Origin of the sequence: Enorma phocaeensis, assembly GCF_900186505.1 — a bacterium.
Lineage (GTDB): Bacteria > Actinomycetota > Coriobacteriia > Coriobacteriales > Coriobacteriaceae > Enorma > Enorma phocaeensis.
The window spans coordinates 59,080-85,151 of the sequence record NZ_LT891969.1; the positions used below are offsets into that span (position 1 = coordinate 59,080).

20 protein-coding genes are annotated in these 26,072 nt (G+C 63.5%); 12 read left to right on the forward strand and 8 right to left on the reverse strand.

Translation table 11 applies throughout. The features are described from left to right. Nucleotides 1-53: 53 nt before the first annotated feature. From mnmA to C1717_RS03235, 3 genes are all read right to left on the reverse strand, one after another. Nucleotides 54-1,208, reverse strand: coding sequence for a tRNA 2-thiouridine(34) synthase MnmA (gene mnmA / locus C1717_RS03225; RefSeq protein ID WP_281255269.1), 1,155 nt, complete (start codon nt 1,206-1,208; stop codon nt 54-56). A 12-nt stretch (nt 1,209-1,220) separates the two neighbouring features. Next, nucleotides 1,221-2,156, reverse strand: a complete 936-nt coding sequence (cysK, locus tag C1717_RS03230; protein ID WP_102371821.1) for a cysteine synthase A — start codon at nt 2,154-2,156, stop codon at nt 1,221-1,223. 115 nt (nt 2,157-2,271) lie between these two features. Then, nucleotides 2,272-2,634, reverse strand: a complete 363-nt coding sequence (locus tag C1717_RS03235; protein ID WP_102371822.1) for a phage holin family protein — start codon at nt 2,632-2,634, stop codon at nt 2,272-2,274. Between the two features lie 99 nt (nt 2,635-2,733). Between C1717_RS03235 and C1717_RS03240 the strand changes: the two genes are divergently transcribed. The 7 genes from C1717_RS03240 (at nt 2,734) to C1717_RS03270 (ending at nt 16,986) form a co-directional block, all read left to right on the forward strand. Then, nucleotides 2,734-3,918, forward strand: a complete 1,185-nt coding sequence (locus C1717_RS03240) for an FAD:protein FMN transferase (RefSeq protein ID WP_102371823.1) — start codon at nt 2,734-2,736, stop codon at nt 3,916-3,918. Between the two features lie 98 nt (nt 3,919-4,016). Then, nucleotides 4,017-4,316, forward strand: coding sequence for a YerC/YecD family TrpR-related protein (locus C1717_RS03245; RefSeq protein ID WP_102371824.1), 300 nt, complete (start codon nt 4,017-4,019; stop codon nt 4,314-4,316). Continuing rightward, nucleotides 4,313-4,831, forward strand: coding sequence for a GNAT family N-acetyltransferase (locus C1717_RS03250; RefSeq protein WP_102371825.1), 519 nt, complete (start codon nt 4,313-4,315; stop codon nt 4,829-4,831). Before C1717_RS03245 ends, C1717_RS03250 begins: the two co-directional genes overlap by 4 nt. A 94-nt stretch (nt 4,832-4,925) precedes the next feature. Further along, nucleotides 4,926-8,141 (forward strand): PD-(D/E)XK nuclease family protein, encoded by a 3,216-nt coding sequence (locus tag C1717_RS03255; RefSeq protein WP_180965824.1) that lies wholly within the window; start codon nt 4,926-4,928, stop codon nt 8,139-8,141. Next, nucleotides 8,141-11,794, forward strand: a complete 3,654-nt coding sequence (locus tag C1717_RS03260) for a UvrD-helicase domain-containing protein (RefSeq protein WP_102371827.1) — start codon at nt 8,141-8,143, stop codon at nt 11,792-11,794. The genes C1717_RS03255 and C1717_RS03260 overlap by 1 nt, the downstream gene beginning before the upstream one ends. Nucleotides 11,795-12,292: 498 nt before the next feature. Continuing rightward, on the forward strand, nt 12,293-16,096 hold the full coding sequence (gene dnaE / locus C1717_RS03265; protein ID WP_102371828.1) for a DNA polymerase III subunit alpha: 3,804 nt from the start codon (nt 12,293-12,295) through the stop codon (nt 16,094-16,096). Nucleotides 16,097-16,182: 86 nt separating this feature from the next. Then, nucleotides 16,183-16,986 carry a biotin--[acetyl-CoA-carboxylase] ligase gene (locus C1717_RS03270; protein ID WP_102371829.1) on the forward strand — a complete coding sequence of 268 codons (804 nt, stop codon included), beginning with the start codon at nt 16,183-16,185 and terminating at the stop codon, nt 16,984-16,986. 287 nt (nt 16,987-17,273) lie between these two features. Here C1717_RS03270 and C1717_RS03275 read toward each other — a convergent pair whose 3' ends face one another. The 5 genes from C1717_RS03275 to C1717_RS03290 form a co-directional block, all read right to left on the reverse strand. Beyond that, nucleotides 17,274-18,668, reverse strand: a complete 1,395-nt coding sequence (locus tag C1717_RS03275; RefSeq protein ID WP_102371830.1) for an oxaloacetate decarboxylase subunit alpha — start codon at nt 18,666-18,668, stop codon at nt 17,274-17,276. Nucleotides 18,669-18,692: 24 nt separating this feature from the next. Then, a complete protein-coding gene (locus tag C1717_RS10885) occupies nt 18,693-18,824 on the reverse strand; it encodes an OadG-related small transporter subunit (RefSeq protein ID WP_281255270.1) in 132 nt (43 codons plus the stop codon). Nucleotides 18,825-18,836: 12 nt separating this feature from the next. After that, the gene (locus tag C1717_RS03280; protein WP_245859406.1) at nt 18,837-19,964 is read right to left on the reverse strand and encodes a sodium ion-translocating decarboxylase subunit beta; all 1,128 of its coding nucleotides are present in this window, start codon (nt 19,962-19,964) and stop codon (nt 18,837-18,839) included. A gap of 114 nt (nt 19,965-20,078) precedes the next feature. Continuing rightward, nucleotides 20,079-20,270: a biotin/lipoyl-containing protein gene (locus C1717_RS10670; RefSeq protein ID WP_219722266.1), complete on the reverse strand. Its 192-nt coding sequence runs from the start codon at nt 20,268-20,270 to the stop codon at nt 20,079-20,081. 173 nt (nt 20,271-20,443) lie between these two features. Further along, nucleotides 20,444-20,818, reverse strand: coding sequence for a hypothetical protein (locus C1717_RS03290; protein WP_102371831.1), 375 nt, complete (start codon nt 20,816-20,818; stop codon nt 20,444-20,446). Between the two features lie 403 nt (nt 20,819-21,221). Here C1717_RS03290 and C1717_RS03295 point away from each other — a divergent pair, with 403 nt between their 5' ends. The 5 genes from C1717_RS03295 to ruvB all read left to right on the forward strand — a co-directional run bounded on the left by C1717_RS03295 (nt 21,222) and on the right by ruvB (nt 26,044). Continuing rightward, nucleotides 21,222-21,581 carry a desulfoferrodoxin family protein gene (locus C1717_RS03295; protein WP_102371832.1) on the forward strand — a complete coding sequence of 120 codons (360 nt, stop codon included), beginning with the start codon at nt 21,222-21,224 and terminating at the stop codon, nt 21,579-21,581. Between the two features lie 131 nt (nt 21,582-21,712). Further along, a complete protein-coding gene (locus C1717_RS03300; protein WP_102371833.1) occupies nt 21,713-23,698 on the forward strand; it encodes an NAD(+) synthetase in 1,986 nt (661 codons plus the stop codon). 122 nt (nt 23,699-23,820) lie between these two features. Beyond that, nucleotides 23,821-24,345, forward strand: coding sequence for a crossover junction endodeoxyribonuclease RuvC (gene ruvC, locus C1717_RS03305; RefSeq protein WP_102371834.1), 525 nt, complete (start codon nt 23,821-23,823; stop codon nt 24,343-24,345). Continuing rightward, a complete protein-coding gene (gene ruvA, locus C1717_RS03310) occupies nt 24,342-24,959 on the forward strand; it encodes a Holliday junction branch migration protein RuvA (RefSeq protein WP_102371835.1) in 618 nt (205 codons plus the stop codon). The genes ruvC and ruvA overlap by 4 nt, the downstream gene beginning before the upstream one ends. Further along, nucleotides 24,959-26,044 carry a Holliday junction branch migration DNA helicase RuvB gene (gene ruvB / locus C1717_RS03315; protein WP_102371836.1) on the forward strand — a complete coding sequence of 362 codons (1,086 nt, stop codon included), beginning with the start codon at nt 24,959-24,961 and terminating at the stop codon, nt 26,042-26,044. Before ruvA ends, ruvB begins: the two co-directional genes overlap by 1 nt. Nucleotides 26,045-26,072 lie beyond the last annotated feature (28 nt).

The following is a 26,072-nucleotide window of genomic DNA, read 5'->3' on the forward strand; positions in this document are numbered from 1 at the left end:
CGCCCCGCGTATGGCCGGAGTTTTCAGGCGGCTGTCCTCGGACGCTCTTGCCCTTAGAGCGCACGAACGATGCGACCGCCGCCGAGCACTCGTTCTCCATCGTAGGCGACCACGGACTGTCCGGGGGCGATGGCGCGCTGGGGTTCATCGAATGAGATGCGAAGCGCTTCGCCCTGCGTGCCGGCAGCCTCATCGGGGTCCGGGATGGCGAGCCGCGCTGCCTGGCCCTCTTGGTGGTAGCGTATGCGCACTTGTAGCGTGGGGGCGTCTTGCTCGCTGCCGCAGGTAGCGACGACGGAGGCGCCCTCGACGGCGGGGACGCACCAGGTCCACGAGTCGGCAACGAGGGCGCTTGCGTAAAGATCGTCCTCGTTGCCTAAGGTGACGGTCCCTGACCGTGCATCGATGCGGGTCACATAGAGCGGATGGGCCGCTGCGACGCCGAGCCCCTTGCGTTGCCCCACGGTATAGCGGATGGCACCGCGATGCGTCCCCAGCAGGTTGCCCGCAGTGTCGACGATGGGGCCCTGCGCCAGCTCACGGCCGCGCCGCCGCTCGATGAAGGCGGCAAAGTCATTGTTGGGAACAAAGCAAATGCCCTGGCTGTCGCGCTTGCGCGCGTTCGCGAAGCCCTGTTCCTCGGCGATGCGCCGCACGTCGCGGTCCTTGACGAGCTCACCCAGAGGGAAGATCACCCGGGCGAGCGCCTCTTGGGAGAGCCCGTAGAGGAAGTAGCTTTGGTCTTTGGTGCGATCGTGCGCCTTGAGCAGGTCGAAGACGCGCCCGCCGCATCCGTCGCGTGCGGTAACGCGCGCGTAGTGGCCGGTAGCGAGATGGGTGCACTCCAGCTCGCGAGCGTGATTCAGCAGAGCGCCGAACTTGATGGCGCGGTTGCAAACCGCGCAGGGGTTGGGCGTGAGCCCCTGCTCATAGGCCTCGACGAACGCCTTGATGACATCGCGCTCAAAGGCTTCACGGCGGTCCAGCACATGGAAGGGCATACCTAGGCGCCGCGCGATCGCGCTTGCGTCGGCGATGTCCGCTTCGTTGCCGCAGGCGCGCCCTCGTCCCGGCGTGTCCTCGTCATAGAGTCGCATGGTCACACCGATGCACTCATAGCCCTGCTCTTTGAGCAGGTAGGCTGCTACGCTCGAGTCGACCCCTCCGCTCAGCGCCACAAGGACGCGCTTTGTCCCCATCCCCTGCATGCTTTCGCGGACTTACGCGAAAAGGGGTGTCGAGAGGTAGCGCTCGCCGGTGTCCACCAGCATGGCCACGATGGTCTTGCCCTCGTTCTCCGGCCTGCGGGCAAGCTCGAGCGCCGCCCAGAGCGCCGCGCCGGAGGAGATGCCCGCGAGCACGCCCTCGGTTGCGCCGAGGCGCTTGCCGGTCGCAAAGGCATCATCGCTCGAAACGGTCATGATCTCGTCGTAGACGTCGGTGTCGAGCACCTCGGGCACGAAGCCCGCGCCGATGCCCTGGATCTTGTGCGGGCCAGCCGCTCCGCCCGAGAGCACAGGGGAGTCCGCCGGCTCGACGGCAACCACGCGCACGTCGGGATTGCGCTCCTTGAGGTAGCCGCCTGCGCCGGTGATGGTGCCGCCCGTGCCTACGCCCGCGACGAAGATGTCGACCGTTCCGTCGGTATCCTCCCAGATCTCGGGGCCGGTGGTGGCGCGGTGCGCGGCTGGGTTCGCGGGGTTCACGAACTGCCCGGCCAGGATGCTCTTGGGCGTGGTGCGTTGGAGCTCTTCCGCGCGGGCGATGGCACCTGCCATTCCCTCGGCGCCTGGGGTGAGCACGAGCTCGGCGCCGTAGGCGCGCATGAGCTGCCGGCGCTCGACGCTCATGGTCTCGGGCATGGCGATGATGACGCTGTAGCCACGTGCTGCGGCGACGGAGGCGAGCCCCACGCCGGTGTTGCCCGACGTGGGCTCGATGATCGTGTAGCCCTCGTGCGGGCGGATGGCGCCCGCCTTTTCGGCAGCGTCGATCATGGCGCGGGCGATGCGGTCCTTTGCCGAGCCTGCCGGGTTGAAGCTTTCGAGTTTCACGAGGACGCGCGCGCCGAGCGCATCCTCGCGCTCGATGTTGGTGAGCTCGAGCAACGGTGTCCTACCAATAAGCTGGTCGATCGAGGTATAGATCTTTCCCATGTAAACCTCCTTAGGCGACGGCGAGGCAGCGCCCCGCCGGATTAATCCTTGTGGGTCTGTACCCATCGTGGGCCACGGCTATGATGGCACATGCATGTTGGATGTGTGCATCCACTTAAGATTTGCGTACTCCCAAGATCGTACACATGATGCTTACGATGATGGCTCCGCCAAACGCAGCGCCGAATCCGTCGATGACGATACCCGTCTCGAGCAGGTTGAGCGAGAGCGAGCTCGCGAGCTGAAGCATGAGGCCGTTCACCACAAGCTGGAAGATGCCGAGCGTGATGATCGTGAGCGGAAGGCAAAGCAACGTCATGATCGGTTTGACGATCGAGTTCACAAGCGAAAGGAAGAGCCCGGTGAATACGTAGCAGAGCCATACCTCTGCTGTTCCCATAACGAAGATGCCGGGTACGATGTAGTCGGCGATCGCGATGGCGATCGAGGTGAAGAGCCAGTTGAGCAAAAACGTCATGAGGTCCTCGCAAGCGGATGGCTGGTACGTTTCGAACGAGATTATGCCCTACCCGGCAGCTGGATTGACACGTAGGGCTGTGGAGAAATGGGGGAGGATATGGGCGAGGGGAGCGCCGTGCGATTCCGTTCCGGACCGGAGGGCGCCCGAGCCGTGCGGTTCACCTGCTTCGATACCATTATCGACCTGCAGGTTTATCCATCCTGCGGCAAGCAGGGCGAGCGGCTTCCGCGTGTCGGGTCCGGAAAGTGCTCGTTTCACATCGATCCTGACTGCCGTGCCGTAGCGCGCGATCGAGCCTCTTGTTGCGGGAGCGTTGTTCCGGACGCTGCCGCCGCGCTCGATGACGCCCTTACCGCGTGCGTCGCGCGTTGCCGGCGCTTCGAGCGCCTCCTCTCCCGTACCGACCCCTCATCCGACATTTCACGTGCTCACGCCGCGTCGCCCGATCCGGCGCCGGTTGCGCCGGAGACAGCCGAGCTTGTTCGTTTGGCGCTCCCATATTGCGCGGGGAGCCGCGGCTGCTTCGACATCACGATGGGCACGGTGACGTCGCTGTGGGATTTCCATGCAGGCATCGTGCCTTCCCGCCGTGCGCTCGCTGATGCGCTCGAGCATGTGGGCGTGGAAGCCGTCGAGGCTTCGCCTGCGGCTGCCATCGCTCCCTGGCTCGCGATCCGCGACCCCAAGGCCGTGCTCGACCTAGGCGGTATCGCCAAAGGCTACATAGCCGACGACCTTGCAGGCCTTCTTACGGCTTGCGGAATCGACCGTATGGCGCTCAATCTGGGCGGCAATGTGGTCGTGCGCGGTAGCGCGCCCGGGGCAGCGATCGCTGCCGAAAACGCAGCCGGTTGCAAGAACGATGCCTCTTGCGGCGAGCAGCGCGCGCCAGATGGCGCGTGCGGGAATCCTATGCCGTGGCATATCGGCATCGCCGATCCGCTCCACCCGGGCAGGCATTGCGCGGTCGTCGAGCTCGATGCAGGGTCAGTGGTCACAAGCGGAACCCGGGAGCGCCGCTTCTCACGCGGCGGGGTCACCTATCATCACATTCTCGACCCGCGTACCGGTATGCCCGCGGTGACCGATGCTGCGAGCGCGACCGTCGTGGCTGAGCGCTCGCTCGACTGCGATGGTTGGTCAACCACGGTGCTCATGCTCGGTGCCCAGAGAGGAATTGATTTTGCGGAGGGGGTTTCGGGCATCGAGGCGCTCACGGTCGATGAATGCGGTCGGGTGCGCTGGACGAGCGGGCTTGCTGGAAAAGTCGCCGTGGGGTAGGCGGGGGTAGGCGCTGCACTTTAGTTCGGTGGTGTGCTACACTGCTTTCGCTGCGCCTTGGCGCTTTGCGTTGGGATTCGGATGTCTGGTGGTGTTGCATGAATATCGAGTCGATGCTGGAGCGCGAGGACGTGCGACAGCTGGTTCACGCCTTCACGCTGCTTGATGGCGAGCGTGAGATAGAGACGTTCCTCGTCGACCTGCTCACTCCGCGGGAATTCTGCGATTTCGCCCAGCGTTTGCATGTTGCGCGTTGCCTCGACCAGGGTGAGTCCTACCTTGAGGTCCAGGCGCAGACGGGCGCATCGTCCACTACGGTGAGCCGCGTATCCAAGGCCTTGAACGGCGAGTACGGCGGTTACCGCCAGGTCCTCATCAAGCAGGGCGGCGGCGAATGAGCGGCGAGGAGATCGTTTTCGAGGCGGTGGGGCCCCAGGATGTGGAGGAGCTTGCCGAGCTTGCAGGCAGCATTTGGCGGGAGTTCTGGACCGACCGGCTGGGAAGCGGCCAGACGGAGTATATGATCGATCGCTTCCAGTCGCGCTCGGCGATCGAGCGAGATATGCGGGAGCACGCTTACGAGTACTGGCTCCTGCGCTCGGCCGAGGATGGCCGCGTGGTGGGCTATACGGGTGGTTGCGTTGAACCCGCGACCACCCGATTCTTCGTCTCCAAGATCTACCTGGTCGCCGCCGAGCGCGGCAAACACTTCGCGAGCGCCGTCGTGCGCTTCTACGATGCCCTGTGCCGCGAGCGCGGGCTTTCTGCCATGTACCTCACGGTGAACAAGGGTAACGAGCTAGGCATTCGCGCGTACGAGGGCAATGGCTTCGCGGTAATCGACGCCGTGGAAACCGATATAGGCTCCGGTTTCATCATGGATGACTACATTATGGAACGCCGCGTCGGATGAATCCCCCTGCGCCGGCAAACCGGCTCTCCGTCCGGTTTCGCCCCATCTGTCCGCATGGGCGTGTAGGATGGTGCATACCGAGAGAGGGAGGGTTATGGCGGTTCAGATTATCGACGCGGTCATCGGTGTCCGCCCTGATGCGCAAGAGATCGAGCTCCTTCGCGAACTCAGCGGGATATACGGTCGTGCGTCACTTGTGGTTCCGCATGCCGGCATGCGCGACGCGTGCCGTCGAGCGCTTGCGCTTGCGGGTGCGGGCGTTGGCGTCGACGTAGTCACGCCGTCCGCATGGGTTTCCGCACTGTGGGAGCTCTCAGGCGATGGCCGTCGGATCGTCGAGCCTGCCGAGCGCCGCCTCGTCTTGGCGCAGCTTCTTGGGGATGCCTCGGCAAGCGCTTCCGGTGGATCGCTGCCGTTCACGACCGGTTCGCTGGAGATGCTCGCCGCTGCCGCACGGCTCCATCTTCCATTTGCTTCGTCGTGCGACGGCGCCTCGCTAACCGCTTCTGAGCAGGCGGTGCTCGGCCTGCTCTCAAAATACGCCCGGCGCCTGGAGGAGCTTGGCCTCGTCGAGCTCTCGCAGGCAGCCGTTATTCTGGCTCATGAGGGCGAAGAGGGCGTGCCCGGCGTGCATGCTGTAGCTGTCCGTGCCCTCGACGATATGCCGGAATACCTGCTTTGCCTGTTCGACGCTTGTGCGCAGACCGCTCCGTTGGTGTTCATCGAGGATGGGCTCGCAGCCGATGTCGTCGGTAGCCTTGAGCAGCGTTTCGGATGCGCGTCCGTTCACCTCGAGCAAATGCATCATTCAGGTTTTGCGGGTGCAAGCTGCGTCGACCAGAACGCATCCGGCGTTCCCGCCGCGCCCGGATTATCCAGCGATGGTGCGGCAACCGCTCCCCGTGGACGCTCGTCTGCCGTGTTGCCCGGTTCCCGTCTGGAGTTCGCCGAGATTGCCGGCCCTTCTGCCCGGGCTAATGCATACGCGGGACTTATAGTTCGCTCCGTCGAATCCGCGGCTTCGCCTGCAACCAATGCTGCTGGTGAATTCCTTGCGGGCACCACCGCATCCGCTTTGGATGCGCCGACGATTGCGGTCGCCGCGCCGGATCCCGTTGCTGCATACCGCATGTTGGCGCCCCGTCTGGCGATTCACGGCATGTGCTCGGAACTCACGGTGCGACTGCCGTTTGAGGACACGCGTGCAGGTCAGGCGCTCTCGTCTTTTGAGGACCTCCTCCGTCGCATGGAATCCGAGGAGCCGAGTTCGTGGTGGCCTGCTCCGGAGGTACCCGACTGGATCCGCTCGCCGTTCTCGGGTCTGTCGCATGCAGCTCCCCGCATCGCTCGCATGCTCGATAGCCGTTTGCGCAAGACGCGCAAGCTCGATGCCGCAGCGCTCATGGCCGAGCTCAAGAGCTTGGAAAGCAGGGAGGCGAACCGCGAGCGCAAGCTAGCGGAGGAAGAGGGGCGCGAACCTAGGCCGATTGCCGTGGCGGCGGTCCCCGAGGCCCTTGCAGCGGGCCATCCTGCCCGCGCACTCTCCCTCATGGCAAAGGTTGCTGCCGCGGCCGGCGCGCACGCGTTTGGCCAAGAGGGGCGCGCCGCGCTCACGGCCGAGCTCTCCGCGCTCGATGCTGCCAACGCACTCATGGATATCGCTCGACACCTCGGCGTGTCTGAGGCCCAAGCTCTCCTCGCCCTGCCGGGTCTTTCGGTCGGTATCGACGAGGTTGCCGTAGCGGATGCCGGCGGACGTTGCGGGCACGTTCTTTTCTTGAGCGCGGAAGAGCTCGCACGGCGCACGGCAGGCACGTTCGACGCCGTGGTCCTCATCGACATGGATGCGGACGCGTACCCGCTTGCTCGCCGCGAGACACCGCTCGATATGCTCGCCGCCAAGCTCGACTGTCAAGGAATCCAAGCTGGATCATCGGTACGCCATCGTATCCAGATGCGGCGGGCGTGCTCTGCAGGGCGTTCTGCGGTCCTCGCGCACACGGCTCACGACCGCAATGGCGACGAGCGCTATGCCGCACTCGCATACGATGAGCTCAAAGCTGCTTTAGGCAACGACGCTTCTGTGGTGTCCGAGCTTCCGCACGAAGGGGCACTGTTCGCCAACCTCGACCCTGCGGGCGGTGCGGGCGCGCGTCTCTTCGAGGCAACGGTTCCCTCGGCGTATAGCCTGGCTCCCGATCTCGCGCGGTTCTTGTTGCTGCCTACGCGCAGCATGGGCGGGGTGGAGGTGCCGCGCACGCTCTCTGCCTCGCAGATCGAAGCATACCTTGCTTGCCCGTATAGCTGGCTGGTGGGCAACCGTGCGGCTACGAGACGGCTCGACGTGGGTTTTGGGCCCATCGAGATGGGCAATTTCGTGCATGATGTGATGCAGCGATTCCACGAGCGCCTCCAAGAGGAGGGCTTCATTCGCGTCGATAACGGCAATCTGGATGCTTGCTTGATGCAGATGGACCTCGCGTTCGCCGAGATGCGCGCCGACCATGCGCGCGGCAAGTACACGCATGGCAAGTACGCGCGCGAGGAGCGCCCTCGGGCGATTCGCGGTCCGCTCGTACCCCTTGATGAGCTTGAACGCAACCAGATCGAGTCCATGCTGCCTGTGCTGCACGAGGTGGTGCGACATGAGGCGGACCTCATGCCCGGTTTTATCCCTGCCTGGTTCGAGTACGCCTTCGACAAGGAAGGTATCGCTTATGCAGGGCGCCCCCTTGGCGGGCGGATCGACCGCATCGACGTTGCCCCTGCCGCCGGCATTCGCGTCGGGAGCTTCCCCGAGCGCAGCGAGCGAGATCGCTTCGTCGTGATCGACTACAAGAACCGCTCCTCGGTTGCGGCGCTGTCTTGCGCCGACCCAACCATGACGCTCGAGGAAGGCCATGAGCTCGATGCCGCCTGGCTTCCGGGCCGCGATGCCGATAAGGCTCCCAAGGTGCAAACCCTCATCTATGCCCAGGCGCTCCAGAGCATGGGGTTTGGCTCCGCCCAGGGTGCGCTTTACCTAGGGACGCGCGGGCCTCAGGTCGCCGGTCAAGTTACCGACACCCTTGCAGACAGCGAGCCTCCGTCGTTCCCCCATGATAAGGTTTCGGGGTTCCCGGGGGTCAAGTCGCCGCGCTCGCGTAGCGCTCTGCACGACGGGACCATGGCTTTCACCAGCTTGCTCGATCAGGTAGAGCAAGCGATCGCATCTGAGCTCGACGCCCTCGAGAGAGGCCGCATAGCGCCAGCGCCCGCCTCGGATTCCTGCACATACTGCCCACTTACGATGTGCGAGAGGAGGCGCTGATGGCGCGTATCCAGCTCGAGCCCAAGCAGGAGCGGATCGTCCGCACCCTGGAAGGGCCGCTCTTCGTGTCCGCCGGTGCCGGATCCGGCAAAACGTTCACCCTTACGCAGCGCATCATGCACGCTCTGCGCCCCGGTTCCAAACCGCGCGAGCTTTGGCGCGACCCCAATCGTCCCGAGCCGTTCTTGGAAAGCATCGACCAGGTGCTCGCCATCACGTTTACCGAGAAGGCGGCAGCAGAGCTCAAGCAGAGAATCCGCTCAGCGCTCATTGATGAGGGCATGGAGGTCGAGGCAGAGAAGGTCGACGACGCGTGGATCTCGACGATCCACGGAATGTGCTCGCGTATCATCCGCGCTCACGCGCTCGACGTAGGCGTAGATCCCGCATTCACCGTCGTCGGCTACGCCGACGATCTCAAGCGCCTTGCCGTTGAGCATGTAGTTCGTCGCGTCGCAGCCGATGACGTCCAGGGCAACGGGACGTTCTCTGAGATACTCGACGCCTTCGCGCTCGAGGGGGCTGGCGGCCCCTCCCAGGGTTTGGATAGCTTGTTCTCGATTCTCGTTGCCATCTTGGCGAGGGTCTCTGCAACGGTGGGCGGCCTTTCCGCGTTCCGCGAGATCGATCCTGCGCCGTCGCCGCGTTCCATCCTCGAGGCATACCGTGCCATTGCAGAGACCCCCTCGTATGCAAATGCTTCTGCCGCGCGCGTCGCGCTCGATGCGATCAACGCCTACCTTGCGTCTCCCCGCACCTGCGACGACCTGCGCGCTTGCTATGAAGCGGCTGGCGAGCTCTCGCTACGCGGAAAAGGCATGGGCAAGGACGAGAAAACCGCGGTGGAGGAGGTGCGCGCAGCGCATCCCGCATTTTTCGCCGACGCATACCTCGCTGCTCGCGCAAGCGCCCTTGACGAGCTCATGCCCCTCGTCGAGCAGGTGCGTGACGAATACGATGCCCTTAAGGCCGATCAGGCGATTCTCGATAACGACGACCTGCTCACGCGCGCTTTCGATGCGCTCAACAATGACGAGCGCATCCGCAGGGAGTTTTCCGGTCGCTTCAAGATGGTCATGGTCGACGAGTTCCAAGACACCGCTCAACAGCAGGTCGAGCTTGTGCGCCTGCTCTGCAGCACCGATGGTCGCGAGCTTTGTACGGTGGGAGATGCCCAGCAATCCATCTACCGCTTCCGTGGAGCGGATGTCTCGGTGTTTCGCGGCAAGAAGGAGGAAGTCGAGCGCGATGGCATCGTATGTGACCTCGATGTGAACTATCGAAGCCATGCGGACATTCTCTCGTTTGCCGACCGCATCTTCGAAGGCGGCAAGGATAATCCCCTTGGTCGCGATTTCCTTCATCTCGTCTCATGTGGGGAAGGTAAGCGCAAGGGAGCTCGCCAGGTCTCTGCAGAGACATCGCGGCGTCAGGCCGTTCTCGCTGTGGGGGGAACCTCGGATGACCGCGCCGCCGTCAAGGCGGCCGCGATAGCGGAGCGCTTTACGCACCTGCGCGATGCCGAGGGATTCAAGCCAAGCGAGATGGTCATTCTCATGGCGCGCCTTTCGAAGGCGGACGTCTACGCCGATGCCATCCGCCGGGCGGGCATGCCGTGCGTGGTCTCGGGCGGAACCTCGGTGTACCGTCGCGCCCCCGAGGTCGGGGTCATATCCGCATTGCTGGCGTTTCTTGCGAATCCTGACGATGGTGAACGCGGCATCACGCCGCTTATCACCTCGCCCATGTTCTGCTTGGGTGCAACGGAGCTCCTTGCGCTTTCGACCTGCGTGGACGCCGAGACCGGTGCGATAGATAGCAGGACCATCACCGGTGACGTGCTGCTCTCCGCCGAGATTCTCGACGATTTCGGCTCTCTGCCGCTCGTCGAGCGCATGCGCGATGTGCTCGGCCGTGCCCAGGTGCGTGTCGGGCGCGATCCGATGTCTGCCATCGTGCGCGACGCGGTTTCCGAGTCGGGATGGCTCGCCCGCCTCGAGCAAGGCGGGGCACAGGAGCGTGCCGTTGCCGCGAACCTTTTGAAGGCGATTGCAATCGTCGAGGAAGAGGAGGTGGGCCGCGCCTTCTCGCCGCGTCTGGTGGCCGATGCATTCGCTAGCCACATCGCAAATATGAAAGAGTCTCCGGCGACGCTGTCCGGGGAGGACGAGGACGCAGTGCGCATCATGACGGTGCACGCCTCCAAGGGCCTCGAGTTCCCCGTTGTAGCCGTTGCTGAATGCGATGGCATCCAAGCGAACAAGGATCGGATCCAGATGCTTGATCGCGATGGGGTTACAGCTTGGGTGGCGCTTCCCAATCGTTTTGAGCTCGCAACCGATGAGAGCCTGCTGAAGGATGCCATGGCTTCATTGAATGAATTGGAGAAGCAGGCTGCTGATGCTGGTGAGCGTCAAAACATGATTCCCGCTTCCGCCGCTCAGGCCTTTGCATATATGCGGCGCGAGAATATCGGGCTTGACTACGAGGAAGCGGCGCGTCTGCTCTATGTTGCCATCACGCGCGCTCGCGAGGTTGCGATCCTCGCCCTTGGTGCGCGCTATGCCTCCGAGCTCGAACCCGGGCACGCAACCTCGCTTGTGGGGGAGGTTCTCTCACGGATTCTCCCCGGACACGAGGATTTAGCAGGCCTGCCGGATCTGGGCAGCGACCGACTTGCATTCCCCGATGCGCACCCCGGCGATTTCCAGATGGTTCTGCTGGATGATCTTGTCTATCCTGCCAAGAAGAAAGGGGTGAAGAGACCGCAGGTCGAGTTCTCGGCTGCGGATTACCTGCCGCCAGCCGTCCTGGATGAGCAGGATGCCGCTACTGATGAAGCTGTCTGTGTTGATCGCACGGTGTTGCTAGTCGAACCCAAGCCCGTGGAGATCTGCATGGCTCCAGCTTCCGCTCGGCCGCGCGACTCGTACAGCTACTCTTCCATAGCGGCGATGTCCCACGCGGAGCTTGAAGATCGCAACGCGCCCGCCGCACCCTCCGACGATGATGTTCTTACCAATGAGGAAGTCATGCGGGCGAACCCGGATACCACCGGCGCCGCTCGGGGCAATAGGGGTGCCAGCGCCGCTCCGTCCTACGGGGGCGCCGTTTCTACCAGCGGCGACGGCGATCCTACGGCGCTCGGTTCAGCCTTCCATGCGGCAGCCCAATGGCTTATCGAGACGGGTGCCGAGACGGTTCCCGCAACGCGCATAGATGCGCTTTGCCGTTTCTGGGGCGTTACCGCTGCGCAACGTTCACGGCTCAATGCTGCGCTTGTGCGCTGGGAGCGCTCGGATGTGCGAGCTTTTATGCGGTCTTGGCCGCAGGTGCGCGCCGAGGTGCCCTTCTTTTCACTGGGGCTGGATGAGTTCCGTGAATCCTTTAGCATGTATGCGGAGGGTGCAATCGACGTGCTCTGCACCGATCCCGCGCGTCCCACCGAAGCGCTCGTGCTTGATTATAAGACCGGTGGCTCTCCAACAGAGACGCCTGAGTGCTTGCGGGAGAAGCATGCGCTTCAGGCGCGTGTCTATGCTGATGTACTCCATAAGGCGGGGTATGATCGCGTGTCGCTCGTGTTTGTACGCGTTGAGGTTGACGATCCCGGACGTCCTGGCGAGCCCCAGACGGTGACCTACCATCTCTAGCCATCGGCTGTTCCGGTATCTAGCAACAAGGGAGGGAGCAATTATCTTAGATTGCTCCCTCTTTTCCGTTCGGGGCAGCCTTTCGCATCGTATGCCTGCCCTATCGCGAGGCGTTCTTCAAGTTCGTGCGTCTTGGCGGTGGTAAAACCGCGAGCGCCCCAGTATCCGAGTCTGCTTAGCCGGAGTGTTCGCAGGTAGACGGTTTGCAATTGTGCGGTCTACTTCTCGATTCGGATAATATCCACCGCCAAGACAAACGATCTGCCTCCGGTTCCTTTCGCGTCTACCGTAATACTATGAGCATGGCTCCCAAGGGCCAGCGGTTGATATCGAACACGCTATGGTGCTTCCGCGAGCCGCGGCGGCACCCTCCAAGCGGTCCGCCCGCTGCGGTAGAATCGGGTACCGGAACGGAGGGCCATCCCAGAATCGTAGCCTGCTCTCGCTTCCAGATCTTGCATGTCAGCTGTACCAGCACGTTTCGAGGAGAGAGTACCTGTGGCTTTCGTTCACCTGCATAACCACTCAGAGTATTCCATGCTCGACGGCGCGACTCGCGTCGGAGACATGGTCGATCGGGCGGTCGAACTGGGCATGCCCGCCGTGGCGCTCACCGATCATGGATATATGTACGGTATTCCCGAGCTTGGCCTAGCGTGCGATGCGTACAACAAGAAGTCACCTGAGCGCCGCGTGTGGAACAACGACAAGAAACTCTTGGAAGCGGGGCGCGCCTCCGAGCTCAAGGCGCCGGATCCAGAGAAGGACCCGCGTGGCGCCGCGCAGCATCTGCGCGACCTCGAGGAGTGGGAGCGCTCGGGCTCGCTTGACGACGTCAAGCCCTACGTGATCAAGCCCATCTTTGGGTGCGAGGTCTACTTTACGCCGGACGAGACGCTTGCCCGCGACCGCAAGCCCGAGCTCTACCATATGATTCTCATCGCCCGCAACGAAGCTGGCTACGTGAACCTCATGCAAACGGTTTCCGAGGCGGCGGTCGGAGGCTTTTACTATAAGCCCCGCGTGACCTTGGACAACCTGCGTCGCCACCGTGAGGGACTCATCGCTACCTCGGCGTGCATTGCGGGCATCATCCCCAAGTGCATCGACCGCGGCGAGATGGATAACGCGCTCCACTGGGCGGAGACCTTCCGTGACACCTTCGAACCGGGCAACTTCTATATCGAAATCCAAGACCATGGCATCACCACGGACTCCGGTCTCACCGACGAGCAGCTTGATCGCCAGCTCATCGAGATTGCGCGGCAGATCGGCGTCAAGGTCATCGCTACCAATGACTTCCACTATCTCACACGCGAGGACGCACCGGTGCAGGACATCATGATGTGCATCGGCATGAACTCCAAGGTCGACGATCCCAACCGCATGCGCATGCAGGGTTCGGAGTTCTACATGAAGACCGAGGAGGAGATGCGCGCGCTGTTCCCGTACTGCCAGGAAGCTTGCGACAATACCGTTGAGCTCGCCGCGAAGTGCGATGTCGAGCTCGAGTGGGGCAAGATCATCCTCCCGCGCTACCCGTTGCTGGACGAAGGCGAGACGCATGAGAGCCAGTTCCGTCGTGAGTGCGAAGAGGGCCTTGCGAAGCGCTACGGCGCGGATTGGGAGACAAAGACCATCAACGGCATCTCCATCAAGGAGCGCTTCGAGTTCGAGTACAAGGTCATCTGCGACAAGGGCTTCGCAGCCTACTTCCTCATCGTAGCTGAGTATGTGCGCTGGGCAAAGCAGAACGGCATCGGCGTAGGGCCCGGTCGTGGTTCGGCTGCTGGCGCCATCGTTGCCTATGCCATGGACATCACCACCTTCGATCCGCTCGAGAACGGCCTCATGTTCGAACGTTTCCTCTCGCCGGAACGTACCGAGATGCCCGATATCGATATGGACTTCGACGATGAGCGGCGGCTCGAGGTAATCGAGCACGTCCGCCAGCTCTACGGTCCCGAGAAGGTCACGCACGTCATCACCTACTCGACCATCAAGGCCAAGCAGGCCATCAACGATGCCGCGCGCGTGCTCGACTACCCCGTTTTCAAGGGTCAGCAGCTCTCTAAGATGATTTCAAGCGATCCGTCGGTCAAGCTCAAGCAGGTGCTTACGCGCGTCGAGGGCAAGGAGGATCTCTACAATCCCGACTTTGCCGAGGCTTACGCCAAGGATGAGGACGCACGCCGCATCATTGACGCGGCGCTCTCCATCGAGGGCCTCACCCGTGGCGAGGGGGTGCACGCGTGCGCCGTGCTCATCTGCCGTGACCCGGTCAACGAGCACGTTCCCACAAAGCTCGACACCAAGGGCGGCGTGGAGATCACCCAGTACGAAGGACATACAGTCGCGGACATGGGTCTGCTTAAGATGGACTTTCTGGGCTTGCGCACGCTAACGGTCATCTCGAAGGCCAAGGCGAACATCAAGGCGAACTATGGTATCGATATCGATGTTGATGCGATTCCCTTCGATGACCCCGAGATCTTCAAGCTCATGCAGGGCGGTCACACCGCCGGCGTGTTCCAGATCGAGTCCGCCGGCATGACGGCGACCATCAAGAACATGAAGCCCACGGAATACAAGCACGTCGTCGCATTGATCGCCCTCTACCGCCCCGGCCCCTTGGGTGCCGGCATGGTCACGAGCTACATCAACCGCATGAACGGCAAGGAGCCCGCCGTCTCCTATGACCCGCGCCTGGACGACATCCTGGGCGAGACCTATGGCACCATGGTCTACCAGGAGCAGGTCATGAACATCTCGGTTGAGATGTGTGGCTTCTCCAAGGGTGAGTCCGACTCTCGCATCCGCAAGCCCGTTGCCAAGAAGAAGATCAAGATGCTCACCGAACAGATCTTCAACTGGGAAGACGGGCATGAGGAGACCATCTACGACCACTGGATGAACGGCGCCGAGCGCAACGACTACACGCGCGAGACGGCGCAGCGCATCTGGGACGACGTGCTCGAGTTCGCATCCTACGCGTTCAACAAGTCGCACTCCGCCGGCTACGCCATCCTCGTCATGCAGACCGCTTGGCTCAAGGCGCACTATCCGCACGAGTACATGGCTGCCGTGCTCACCAGCTACACGGGCAAGACCGAGAAGATCACGCACTACGTTTCGGCTTGCCGCCACGATGGCATTCCGGTACTGCCGCCTGATGTGAACGAGTCGGGCAGGGAGTTCACGGCTACCGCGGAGGGCGTGCGCTTCGGACTCGCCGGCATTCGCGGAGTGGGCGAGGGAGTGGCTGACGCCATCATCGCAGAACGCAGCCGTGGTGGCGCCTTCAAGAACCTGCACGACTTCGTCGACCGTGTCGACTCGAGCCAGGCCAACCGACGTGTCATCGAGGCGCTCATCAAGGCGGGTGCTTTCGACTCGACGGGTTATCCGCGCCGTCAGCTCATGAGCTTCGTCGATAAGGCCAACCCCGAGAACATCATCGATGCGGCGACTAAGCGCCAGAAGGACCGCGTGGGCGGCCAGACCTCGTTCTTCGACCTGTTCGGTGACATCGAGGGGTCGGGCTTCGAGGTGAGCGTGCCAGAGCCGGATGGTCAAGAATGGGACCGCCATATGAAGCTCTCCGCTGAACGCGACGTGCTTGGCATCTACGTCTCAGACCACCCGCTTCGTCCCTTTGAGTACGCGCTCGGCAAAGCGCGCGAGTTCACCTTGAGCCAGATCGACACGGGAGTAGAGCAGACGGTTCCTGGCAGCGACACGACGGTGAACAAGCCCATTCCCGAGGGCAAAGCGTTCTGGTTCGCAGGAATGGTGGCCGAGGTTTCCAAGCGCGTGACCAAAAAGGGTGATCCTATGGCGATCGTGCGCTTAGAGGACATGGAGGGCGAGGCCACCGTGGTCATGTTCCCCAAGGTCTACAAGGAATGCGAGAGCTTCCTTTATGGCGAGACCGATCCCGAGACCGGCGCGGTGCTCGCGGATTCGTTCATCCGTGTCCATGGCAAGCTGGAGCGCAGCGACCGCGGCGATCAGATCATCGCGCAGGAGGTGCTGCCGCTCGAGCTCAACGAGGAGACTAATCGGCCCAAGGTGTTCGAGGTCATGATTCCCAGTTCGCGTTTCTCGCAGGGGAGCATGGCGCGCCTCGCGGCGATCTTAGCGAGCAACCCCGGCGGCGACCGCGTGGAGATCTTTGTGGAGCAGAGCGACGGCCAGACCATGCGCGCCGAGATCCCCGCGCGCGTGAACGCCCGCTCGATCCCGCTCATCGCCGAGACCAAGGCGATCGTCGGCGACCAGGGCCGCGTGGCCGTGGTGTAGCGGCGAGGTATCGGGTGCAACACGAGCTGCGGCGACGCAGCGGTGAGGCGCGCTGCGCACGTCAGGGATTGTCGAGAGGAAGGGTGATGAGCGAGCGCTCCGAGCTTACATACGGTCCGGTCGAGGTTCTCGACGAGGTCGGTTCCACCAATGCCGAGCTCATGAGCCGCGCATTGGCCGGCGCGCCACACGGAGCGGCACTCAGGGCCCGTGTGCAGACCGCCGGACGTGGCAGGCGCACCCATAATTGGGCATCGCCTGAGGGCGGGCTTTACCTCTCCATCCTCATTAAGCCTTCGGTGCCCGATCGCGTGCTCCCCGGTTTACCGGTGGCATTTGCTTTGGGTGTGGTTCATGCGCTCGTTGGCATCGGATGCGCAGGCATCAAGCTCAAATGGCCAAACGACATCATTTGCACTCGTGGCAAGCTTGGCGGCATCCTTGTTGAGCTCAAGCACTCCATGGGCGAAGCGCTTGCAGTGTGCGGGCTGGGGCTCAACATCAGGGCGGTTCCTTTCGAGCCGAGCGACCCTTCCTCGCTTCCGGGGGCTGGTGTCGAGGATTGCTTGCCAGCAGGTAGCGTCGACTCCGCGCTGGACGACCTGGCTGTGGTGGTTCGCGATGCTGCGCTCGAAGCGGTCGATGCATGGACTAGCGCGATGGATGCTGCAGGCGTGGATGCGGAGCCGCTCACCGGAATTAATGCCGAATATAACGAGCTTCTGGCTTACCGCGACGAGCACGTGCGCGTGAGCACGCCCGATGGCAGCATTTCCCTTGACGGCGTGCTGGTTGGTGTTGATACCTGGGGCCGCGCCCAAGTCAAGCTTGCAGATGGTGCCATTCAAGCCTACGATGCAGCGCTCGTGTCCATCCGTCCGGTCGTATAACGGGCGGCGTTGTTTCCCAGCTGCTACCGTATGTTCGAAATAGACGAAACCTCTGTGCACTATCGGCGCACTTTCGCATCAACATAGGGCGAAAAGCGTGCCGCAAGCGCACAGAGGTTTCGTCAAAGCTTATCGGAAGCGGTATCGGCGGCTGCGGCATCGCTGGCCCGGCAACCCTGGCACGGCTGCCAGCGCCGGCGCCGCCAACATTAGCGGCGCCGGCCCGATCGCAGGGAGTGCCGGCGCCGGCAGCTCCGCTGCCCGCCCGGCGCCGCCGGGACGCGGCGCTACGCCACGTCGATGGAGACCTCGACCTCCTGCACGGGGACGTCGTAGAACGGGTCCTCGCGCCGGCCGAGGAAGTCGCGCGCCTGGTCGGGGAAGAGGGCGTAGTCGAGCACGTCTTCCTCGGTCTTGGCATAGGCACAGATCTCCTCGCGTGCCTTAGGGAGCTCGGGCTCCAGCAGATCGGCCGGACGGCAGGTGATGACCTCGTCGTCACCGATGATCTTCTCGCGAATCTCCTGGGAGATTGCTACGGGTGGACGGCCGTACTTCCCATGTACGTAGTCCTTGATCTCTTTGGGAACGACCTTGTAGCGCTCGCCGGAAAGGACGTTCATGAGGGCCTGCGAGCCCACCATCTGCGAGAGCGGCGTCACGAGCGGCGGGTAGCCAAGGTCGGCGCGGACGCGCGGAACCTCGGCGAGGACCTCGTTGTAGCGGTCGCTCGCGCCCAAGTCGGCCAGGTTGCTGATGAGGTTGGAGAGCATGCCGCCTGGCACCTTGTACAGCAGCGCCTTGGGCTCGACTTCCAGCACCTTGGGATTCAGGCCGCCGTCTTTAAGGAAGCGGTCCCGCACACCGGCGAAGTGCTTGGCGATTCGGTCGAGCTTATCTACGTCGAGCCCCGTGTCGTAGCCGAGGCCGTCGAGCGCGATGGCCATCGACTCGGTGCAGGGCTGGCTCGTGCCCTCGGCGAGCGGGGAGAGGCAGGTGTCGATGATGTCGGCGCCGGCCTCTACGGCCTTAAGGTAGGTCATCTGGCCGATGCCCGCAGTGCCGTGCGTGTGGACCTGCACGGGCAGGCTGATCGCGTTCTTGATCTCGCCCACGAGCTCGTAGGCGACCTCGGGGGTGAGCACGCCCGCCATGTCCTTGATGCAGATGCTGTCGGCGCCTGCGGCCGCCATCTCGCGGGCGAGGCCCACGAAGTAGGGGACGGTGTGCACGTCGCTCGTGGTGTAGCAGATGGCGGCCTGGACCTCGCCGCCGGCCTCCTTGGCCGCGCGGATCGAGGTCTGGAGGTTGCGCGTGTCGTTCAGGGCGTCGAAGATGCGCAGCACGTCGATGCCGTTCTCGACGGACCTCCTGACGAACTCCTCCACGACGTCGTCCGCGTAGTTGCGGTAGCCGAGCAGGTTCTGGCCGCGCAGCAGCATCTGGAGCTTCGCGTTCTTCACGTGGGCGCGGATGGTGCGCAGGCGCTCCCACGGGTCCTCGCCGAGGTAGCGCAGGCACGAGTCGAAGGTCGCGCCGCCCCACACCTCGAGGGCGTAGAGGCCGCAGCTGTCGAGGTCCTCGAGCACGGGCAGCATGTCCTCGATGGGCATGCGCGTGGCGATCTGGCTCTGCTGGCCGTCGCGCAGGATGGTTTCCATGAAGCGGATGGTGCGTCCCATAGGGTTCTCCTTTCGCGCTTCGCTCTATTCGTCTTTGCCCGGGCTGAAGATCTTCGACAGCGCGAGCGAGACGAGGTAGATGACGATCATGACGACGAAGATGCCGCCCCAGCCCACGCCGAGGAGCTCGAAGGCGGTCATGAGGTTCTCAGTCATATGCGAGCCTCCCTACATAAGAAGTCCGAGCACGAGGCCGCCGGCCACGACCGACGCGATCTGCCCGGCGACGTTGGCGGCGCTGGCCTGCATGAGGACGAAGTTCTGCGGGTCGGCCTCGGTGGCGAGCCTCTGGACCACGCGCGAGCTCATGGGGAAGGCCGAGATACCGGCCGCGCCCACCATGGGGTTGATCTTCTCCCTGCGGAAGAGGTTGAGGAGCTTCGCGAACATGACGCCGCCCACGGTGTCCATCACGAAGCCCACGAGGCCGAGCCCCATGACGACGAGGGTGTCGACCTGCAGGAAGTCGTGATACTCCATCTTCACGGACACGCAGAGGCCCAAGAGGATCGAGATGAGGTTCACGAGCTCGTTCTGCGCCGACTTGGAGAGCGAGTCGAGCACGCCGCACTCGCGCAGCAGGTTGCCGAACATGAGGAAGCCCACGAGCGGGAGCGACGCCGGCGCGATGAGGCCGGCGATGGCGCAGATGATGATCGGGAAGAGGACCTTCGAGGTTTTCGAGACCGCGCGCGGGTTGTAGGCCATGCGGATCCGGCGCTCCTTCTTGCTCGTGCAGAGCTTGATGGCGAACGGCTGGATGATGGGCACGAGCGCCATGTAGGAGTACGCGGCGACCATGATGGCGCCCATGTACCTGGAGCCGAGGCTGTTCGCCACGAAGATCGAGGTGGGGCCGTCCGCCGCCGCGATGATGCCCGTCGAGGCGGCGTCGGCGACGTCGAAGCCGAGGAGCGTCGCCACGATGATGACGAAGAAGATGCCGAACTGCGCCGCGGCGCCGAAGATCAGCAGGAACGGGCTCGAGAGCAGGGGGCCGAAGTCGATCATGGCGCCGATGCCGATGAACAGCAGCAGCGGGAAGAGCTCCGTCTCGATGCCCATGTCGAACAGGATCTGGAACGGGCCGGTCTCGCCGATCACGCCCGAGAACGGGATGTTCACGAGGATGGTGCCGAGGCCCATGGGCACGAGCAGCGTGGGCTCGTACTCCTTCTTGATGCCGAGGTACATGAGGATGCAGCCGATGAGCATCATGACGATGCGGCCGGGCTCGGCCGCAAGCGCCACAACCCCGGCGGTGAGCACGTCGGCTGCCGTGGTTAGGATCTCCAAAAGTCTCTCCTCTATCGAGGTGCGGCGGGGCGACAGGCCCCCGCGCCGCATGGTGCGTCTTGCGGAATGGCTACGCGTCGGGGCGGCCTGTCAGCTCCGCCGCGCGCCTGCGTGCTAGGCGATGGAGAACAGCTCGTCGCCGGGGTTCACCATGTCGCCCTTGGCGACGGCGACGGAGGCGACGGTGCCGGCCACCTCGGCCACGACCTCGTTCTCCATCTTCATGGCCTCGAGCACCATGACGGGCTGGTTCACCTCGACCCTGTCGCCGACGGCGACGTGGATGTCGACGATCTTGCCGGGCATGGCGGCCGCCTGGACGTGGGCGCCGGCCGGCGCGCTCGGGGCCGCCGGGGCGGGCGCGGGCTCGGGCTCGGGCGCCGGGGGTCCGGGCGGCCGCGACGGGCGCGGGGCCCGCGGGGGCGCCGACCTCCTCCATCTCCACGAGGTACTGGGTCCCGTCGATCGAGATCTTGAACTTACGCAGCATGGTTCTCCTCCGTAACCTTCTGTTTATAGATGTGCTTCACGGTAAAAGAGCTCTTTTCCAGAGCTCCCGCGGCAAGTGCCGTTGCTATGGCGGCAACACGCCGATGCTCGGGGTTCGCCGCGAGCACCCGCTTTACCACGAGCTTGCTTTCTGCGTTGGCCCCCGCTGCGATCGCCGAGGCAATAATGCAGGCTTCTAGGTGCTCGCGCGGATCAGCCTCCAGATAGGGAGGCACCTCATCCCATTCGTTCATCGGGCATCCAGGTGCGACCTCGGCGCGCTCAGGCGTCGCTGCGGTTTTCGTCGCCTCGCACTGAGAGGCGGGATGCGAGAACCGCTCGCTCAGCCAAGAGAAAAATCCCATATGACCGTCCTTTCTAGCACGCCGCCAAGCCAGCTCTCACGTGCGGCGTGCGCGCATGTGTAGATATTGTATAGGCACTGCAAACAAATGGCGGGAATGATGCCGGGTTAATCGGTGGCCGGGTCGTGGGCGCACTTTCGTTTCCCCTGTGTTGCTCCAAAAACCTCGGAGCTTGGTCTATAAGCTTCATTCGGCGAACGGTAGAGGATGGTCACCGAATGGAGAGCTTTTCGGTGAACGGTTGCTTCCGTGCATCGTAACGGCACCGTATCAAGTACCGCTTTAGCTCCCGCATGCTCCGCGTGGAGGTATGTGGACTCGGTGGCTATGACTAGCTGCCATGCCCGCCGGGCATAATGGCAGGGACTCAAAAGCGCCGCAGCATATTCGTTGGAGGTATGACATGGCAACGTTTTTCAAGAATGCCGATGGCAAGATCCTGGCGGCACTCGATGCCGTTTCCGCGCCCGAGGGTTATGAGGCACTTGAGGCGAACACCACCGACGCCGCGACCGAGAAGCACGTTCCGGTAATCGAGGCTCAGCGCGATGGGCACGTTCTGTGCGTCACGGTTGGTGAGGTCGAACACCCCATGGAGGAGAAACATTACATAGAGTGGATCGCCCTCGAAGCGGATGATCGCTTGGAGATTCATCGCCTGAAGCCGGGCCAGACTCCGCGCGTGTTTTTTCCCGCGGGCCCCAAGAACGGGACGGTGTACGCCTGGTGCAACCTGCATGGTCTGTGGAAGGCGGACTTCTAATCCATCGGTCGCGCATAGCATCGAGTTCGGGGCCGTCGATTGACGGCCCCTTTTTCGCACACAAAGCGCTGTGCGGCACGTACACTGGTAGATAGTTCGCTGCCTCTGCAATCGGGGAGGGAAGGCATTTCATGAAGATCGCGCTCGCGCAGATCGATATGCGTCTCGGCGATATCGAGGGCATCTGCTCGCGTATCGAGAGCCAGGCTCTGCTTGCTCGCGAGCAGGATGCACGGCTGCTATGCGTTCCCGCTCCGCTTTTTGGCGGGACGGCGCCCGGGATGCTCGCTGAGTCGGCAGGGTACGTCCACGACCTGCTCGCTGCGCTGTCCAAGCTTGCTGGGCATTGCGGGCGTTTAGGCATTACCGCGTTGGTTCCTGCGGTAGTCTCGCACGAGGACGCGCCCATCCTCGAGCTCTTCATGCTCAAGAAGGGGAGGGTAGTTCCTGTTCGTACGTTGGCTGCCCTGCGTCGCGGGCAGGCGTCTGAGGAGCTCTGGCGTCCGGTGGTCTTCGATGTGGACGGGGTCCGTTTGGCGGTTACCTTCGATGCCCAACGCGACCTTGAGGAGCTCCCCCAAGGTGTTGATGTGCTCGTCTACTTCCAAATGGTGCCGTTCAATCTTGCAGATGAAGCGACGGCTGCTGTTGCGGCGGTGGCGGATGGCCATTATCGCGAGCAGGTGGCGCGACGCGGCCTATGGTTTGCGTGCATGGCGCCCGTGGGCGGATTCGATGATGCCGTGTTCACCGGCGGTTCGTTCGTTATGGACGATAGCGGCCGCGTGGTTGCTGCGGCACCCTGCTTTGAGGAGGCGCTGCTCGTACAGGAGATCAGTCGCGGCGTGACCGTGCCGTGCCTGGAGGGTCACGAGCTGCCCCATTACGAACGCAATGAGTGGTTGTGGGAGGCGCTCAGGCTCGGGCTTGCGGATGCGGTCGATGCCCTGGGGAGCTCGCGCATCGCGCTGGTGCTCGCCGGGGATCTTCCTAGCTCGCTTGCGGCGGCGCTCGCCGTCGATGCGTTGGGGCCCCGCAACGTCATCGGCTTGTTCATCGCGCGCCAGCGCATCGTTACCCCATCGCAGGAAGCAGCGGAGGCGGTCCGTGCCCAGCGTGTGCGTGACCTAGCTTCCCATCTGGGCATTCGCCTCGTGGAGCGCATCGAGCCCGATGCTACGCTCGTGCTCGACCGAGACGCTGCCGCGCAGCTTGGGAATTCTTCTGCCTTCGACCGGTTGTTCCTCGCTGATCTTGCACGTGAGGAGGGCGCGGTTCCCGTGAGCGCCATCACCAAGACGCACGTCGCGCTCGCCCCCACCATGATCGAGGGAGCTCTTTCCGGCGAGGTCGCGCCCTTTGGGGACGTGTACCTCACTGCGCTTGAGTTTCTCGCGCGCTCGCGAAACCGGGCGGGTGAGGTGGTTCCCCGTGAGCTGGTGTCGCTCAAGGCGGTTGCGATGTCGATGAGCGAGATAGTCGCGCATGCGGTATGGTCCGAGCGCACTGAACCATCCTATGCCGGCAAGATGGCGGAGCTTTTGGCGGGACTCGAGCCGAGCCAGATCGATGGCGTCCTCGAGGCGCATGTCGATCGCGGGCTTTCGCTCGATGAGATTCCGCTCGCGACTTCCGAACCTGAGGCCTGCGCCTTGCTGCTCATGCTCGTGAGGCGGGGCGAGCCGGCGCGCCGCGCCCTGCCTATGGCGTTCGCGGTCTCAGCGTGCTCGTTCGAGGTCCGGGCATGGCCCCGCGGACTCGCATGGTCCGATCTTGGACGCAAGGGCGCCGAGCAACTCACGCTTGCTGCCGTTGCGCAGGCGGAGATCGAGCGGGCCGAGTCCCGCGGCGCCGAGATGAACGCTCGCATGCGCAGCGAGTTGATGAGTCTTATCAGCGGGCTTTTGGGCATCAGCCCAGAGCAGCTTGAAGAGCTGGGCACGGAGGAGGGCCAGCGCCGGTTGGGCGAGGGCATTGCGCGCTTCGAGAGCCACATGCAAGAGGTGTTCGGGCAAATGGCCGAGGATGGAGGCTATGACGCCTCGGATGATCAGACGGGCCAGATCCCCCCGCATGCATCCGGTATGCGCGGCTTCCCGTTTTTCTCGATCAACTGAGTGTTCCCTGCTCGACATACTGGACGGGGTCGCTTCTGCTGTGGTAACATAGAACAAATGTTCGAAACTAAGATGCGAGAGGCTCCCGATATCGGGTAGCAGCATCTAGAGGAAGGGGCCGCATGGTCATCCTGGGTATCGATCCGGGTTTGGCGAATACCGGCTGGGGTGTCGTCGAGGAACGGCTTGGTTCGTGCCGCTGCCGCGCCTACGGGTGCATCCATACCGCGGCCGATGATGATTTGGCGCAGCGCTTGAGGCGCATCGTGGACGATCTGGCTAAAGCCATCGAACGCTACCAGCCCGATGCCGCGGCGATCGAGGGGGTCTACTTCGGCGTCAACGTGCGCTCGGCCATCCCCACGGCACACGCGCGCGGGGCGGCGCTCGTGGCGTGCAGCCTTGCAGGGGTGGAAGTGGGCGAGTACACGCCCATGCAGATCAAACAGGCGGTCGTCGGTACCGGTGCGGCGGACAAGCGGCAGGTTACCTATATGGTGCGCAATCTTCTCATGCTCGACCACGACCCCAAACCCGACCACGCGGCAGACGCGCTCGCTTGTGCCATCTGCCATGCGAACCTCGTTCGAACCAGGGCGCTTACCGGAGGCGCATACATCAAGGAGAAGGGAAACCCGTACTCATGATCGCTCAGCTGCGCGGAACGCTTGTAGAGGCGACGCTCTCCACCGCGGTGATCGACGTCGCGGGCATCGGATTCGAGGTGGGTATCTCGGGCCTCACTGCGGCGGCGTTGCCCGCTTTGGGCGAGGAGGTGCGCCTGTTCACGCGCATGCGCGTCGGCCAGGATGCCGTGGCGGTCTATGGGTTCGCCACCCGTGATGAGCGGACGGTCTTCGATCGGCTCGTCGCCGTGGCAACGGTGGGGCCGCGTCTCGCGCTCGCGGTGCTCTCCAAGTACTCGGCATCGCAGCTCTACTCTATCGTCATGGCCGAGGATGAGACCGCTATGGCGGCGGTGCCCGGTGTCGGCAAGAAGAAGGCGCAGCGCCTCATCCTAGAGCTCAAAGGGTCGCTCGCCAAGGATACCGAACTGGCCGGTGCGCCCATGCCGCTTCCCGGGCAGGCGGTTCTCGGGCTTGCAAGCGCATCTGACCTTGATGATGCCCATGCCGCGCTGCTCTCCATGGGCTTCAGCCCGCAGGAGGCCGACCTTGCGCTCGAGGGGTATGATGGTCGTGGTATGCGGGTCGAGGATCTCCTCGCCGCCGCGCTCAAGCGACTCGGGATGGATGCATGATGTGGGAAGATACCTCGCAGGACCTATGGGCGGGTGATGCCTCGCGCAGCCCCTTGGGTGCTGCTTCGGCACCTGCCGGCCAACATGGCGATCGGTTCGTGACGGGTAACCTCACGGGAGAGGATCTGGATGTCGAGCGCTCGCTGCGCCCGCAGAAGCTCGATGACTACTGCGGTCAGGAGCACATCAAGCAGAGCCTGCGCATTCTTATCGAGGCTGCCCAGAGCCGCGGGGAGACGCTTGATCATGTGATCTTCTCGGGCCCTCCGGGCCTGGGCAAGACCACGCTTGCCACGGTGGTTGCCAACGAGCTGGGCGCCCAGATCAAGACCACTTCCGGCCCCGCCATCGAGCGCACGGGTGATCTTGCGGCCATCCTCACCAACCTGCAGCCCGGTGACGTGCTTTTCATCGACGAGATTCATCGCCTCAACCGGTCTGTGGAGGAGATTCTCTATCCTGCTATGGAGGATTTCGCGCTTGATATCGTGATCGGAAAAGGACCTGCCGCCCGGTCGATCCGTCTCGAGATCCCTCGATTCACGCTCGTGGGCGCTACCACGCGCTCAGGCATGCTCACCGGGCCCTTGCGCGACCGCTTCGGCATTTCGTTCAGGCTCGACTACTACGGCATCGATGACCTTGCGCAGATCGTGCTGCGCTCCGCTGCCATCTTGGGCGTCGCGGTTGATCATGATTCCGCACTTGAGATCGCGTCGCGTTCCCGCGGTACGCCGCGTCTGGCGAATCGCCTGCTCAAGCGCGTGCGCGATTACGCGCAGGTGCGGGGGAGCGGGCAGGTTGTCCTGCCGATCGCCCGCGAGGCGCTTGAGTTCTTCGAGATTGACGAGCTGGGCCTCGATTGGATGGATATTCGTATCCTGGAGACGCTTGCCAAGACGTTCCGCGGCCGTGCGGTTGGTCTCACCACCCTCGCGAGCGCTGTGGGCGAGGATCCATCGACGCTCGAGGATGTCTACGAACCCTATCTGCTGCAGCGAGGTCTTATGGTTCGCACCCCGCAGGGCCGCATGGCGACCCTGGCGGCATTCGATCACCTGGGCGTGGAGCCTCCTGTCCGCTGAGTTCGGTGGATGGGGGATCGGGCGGCCA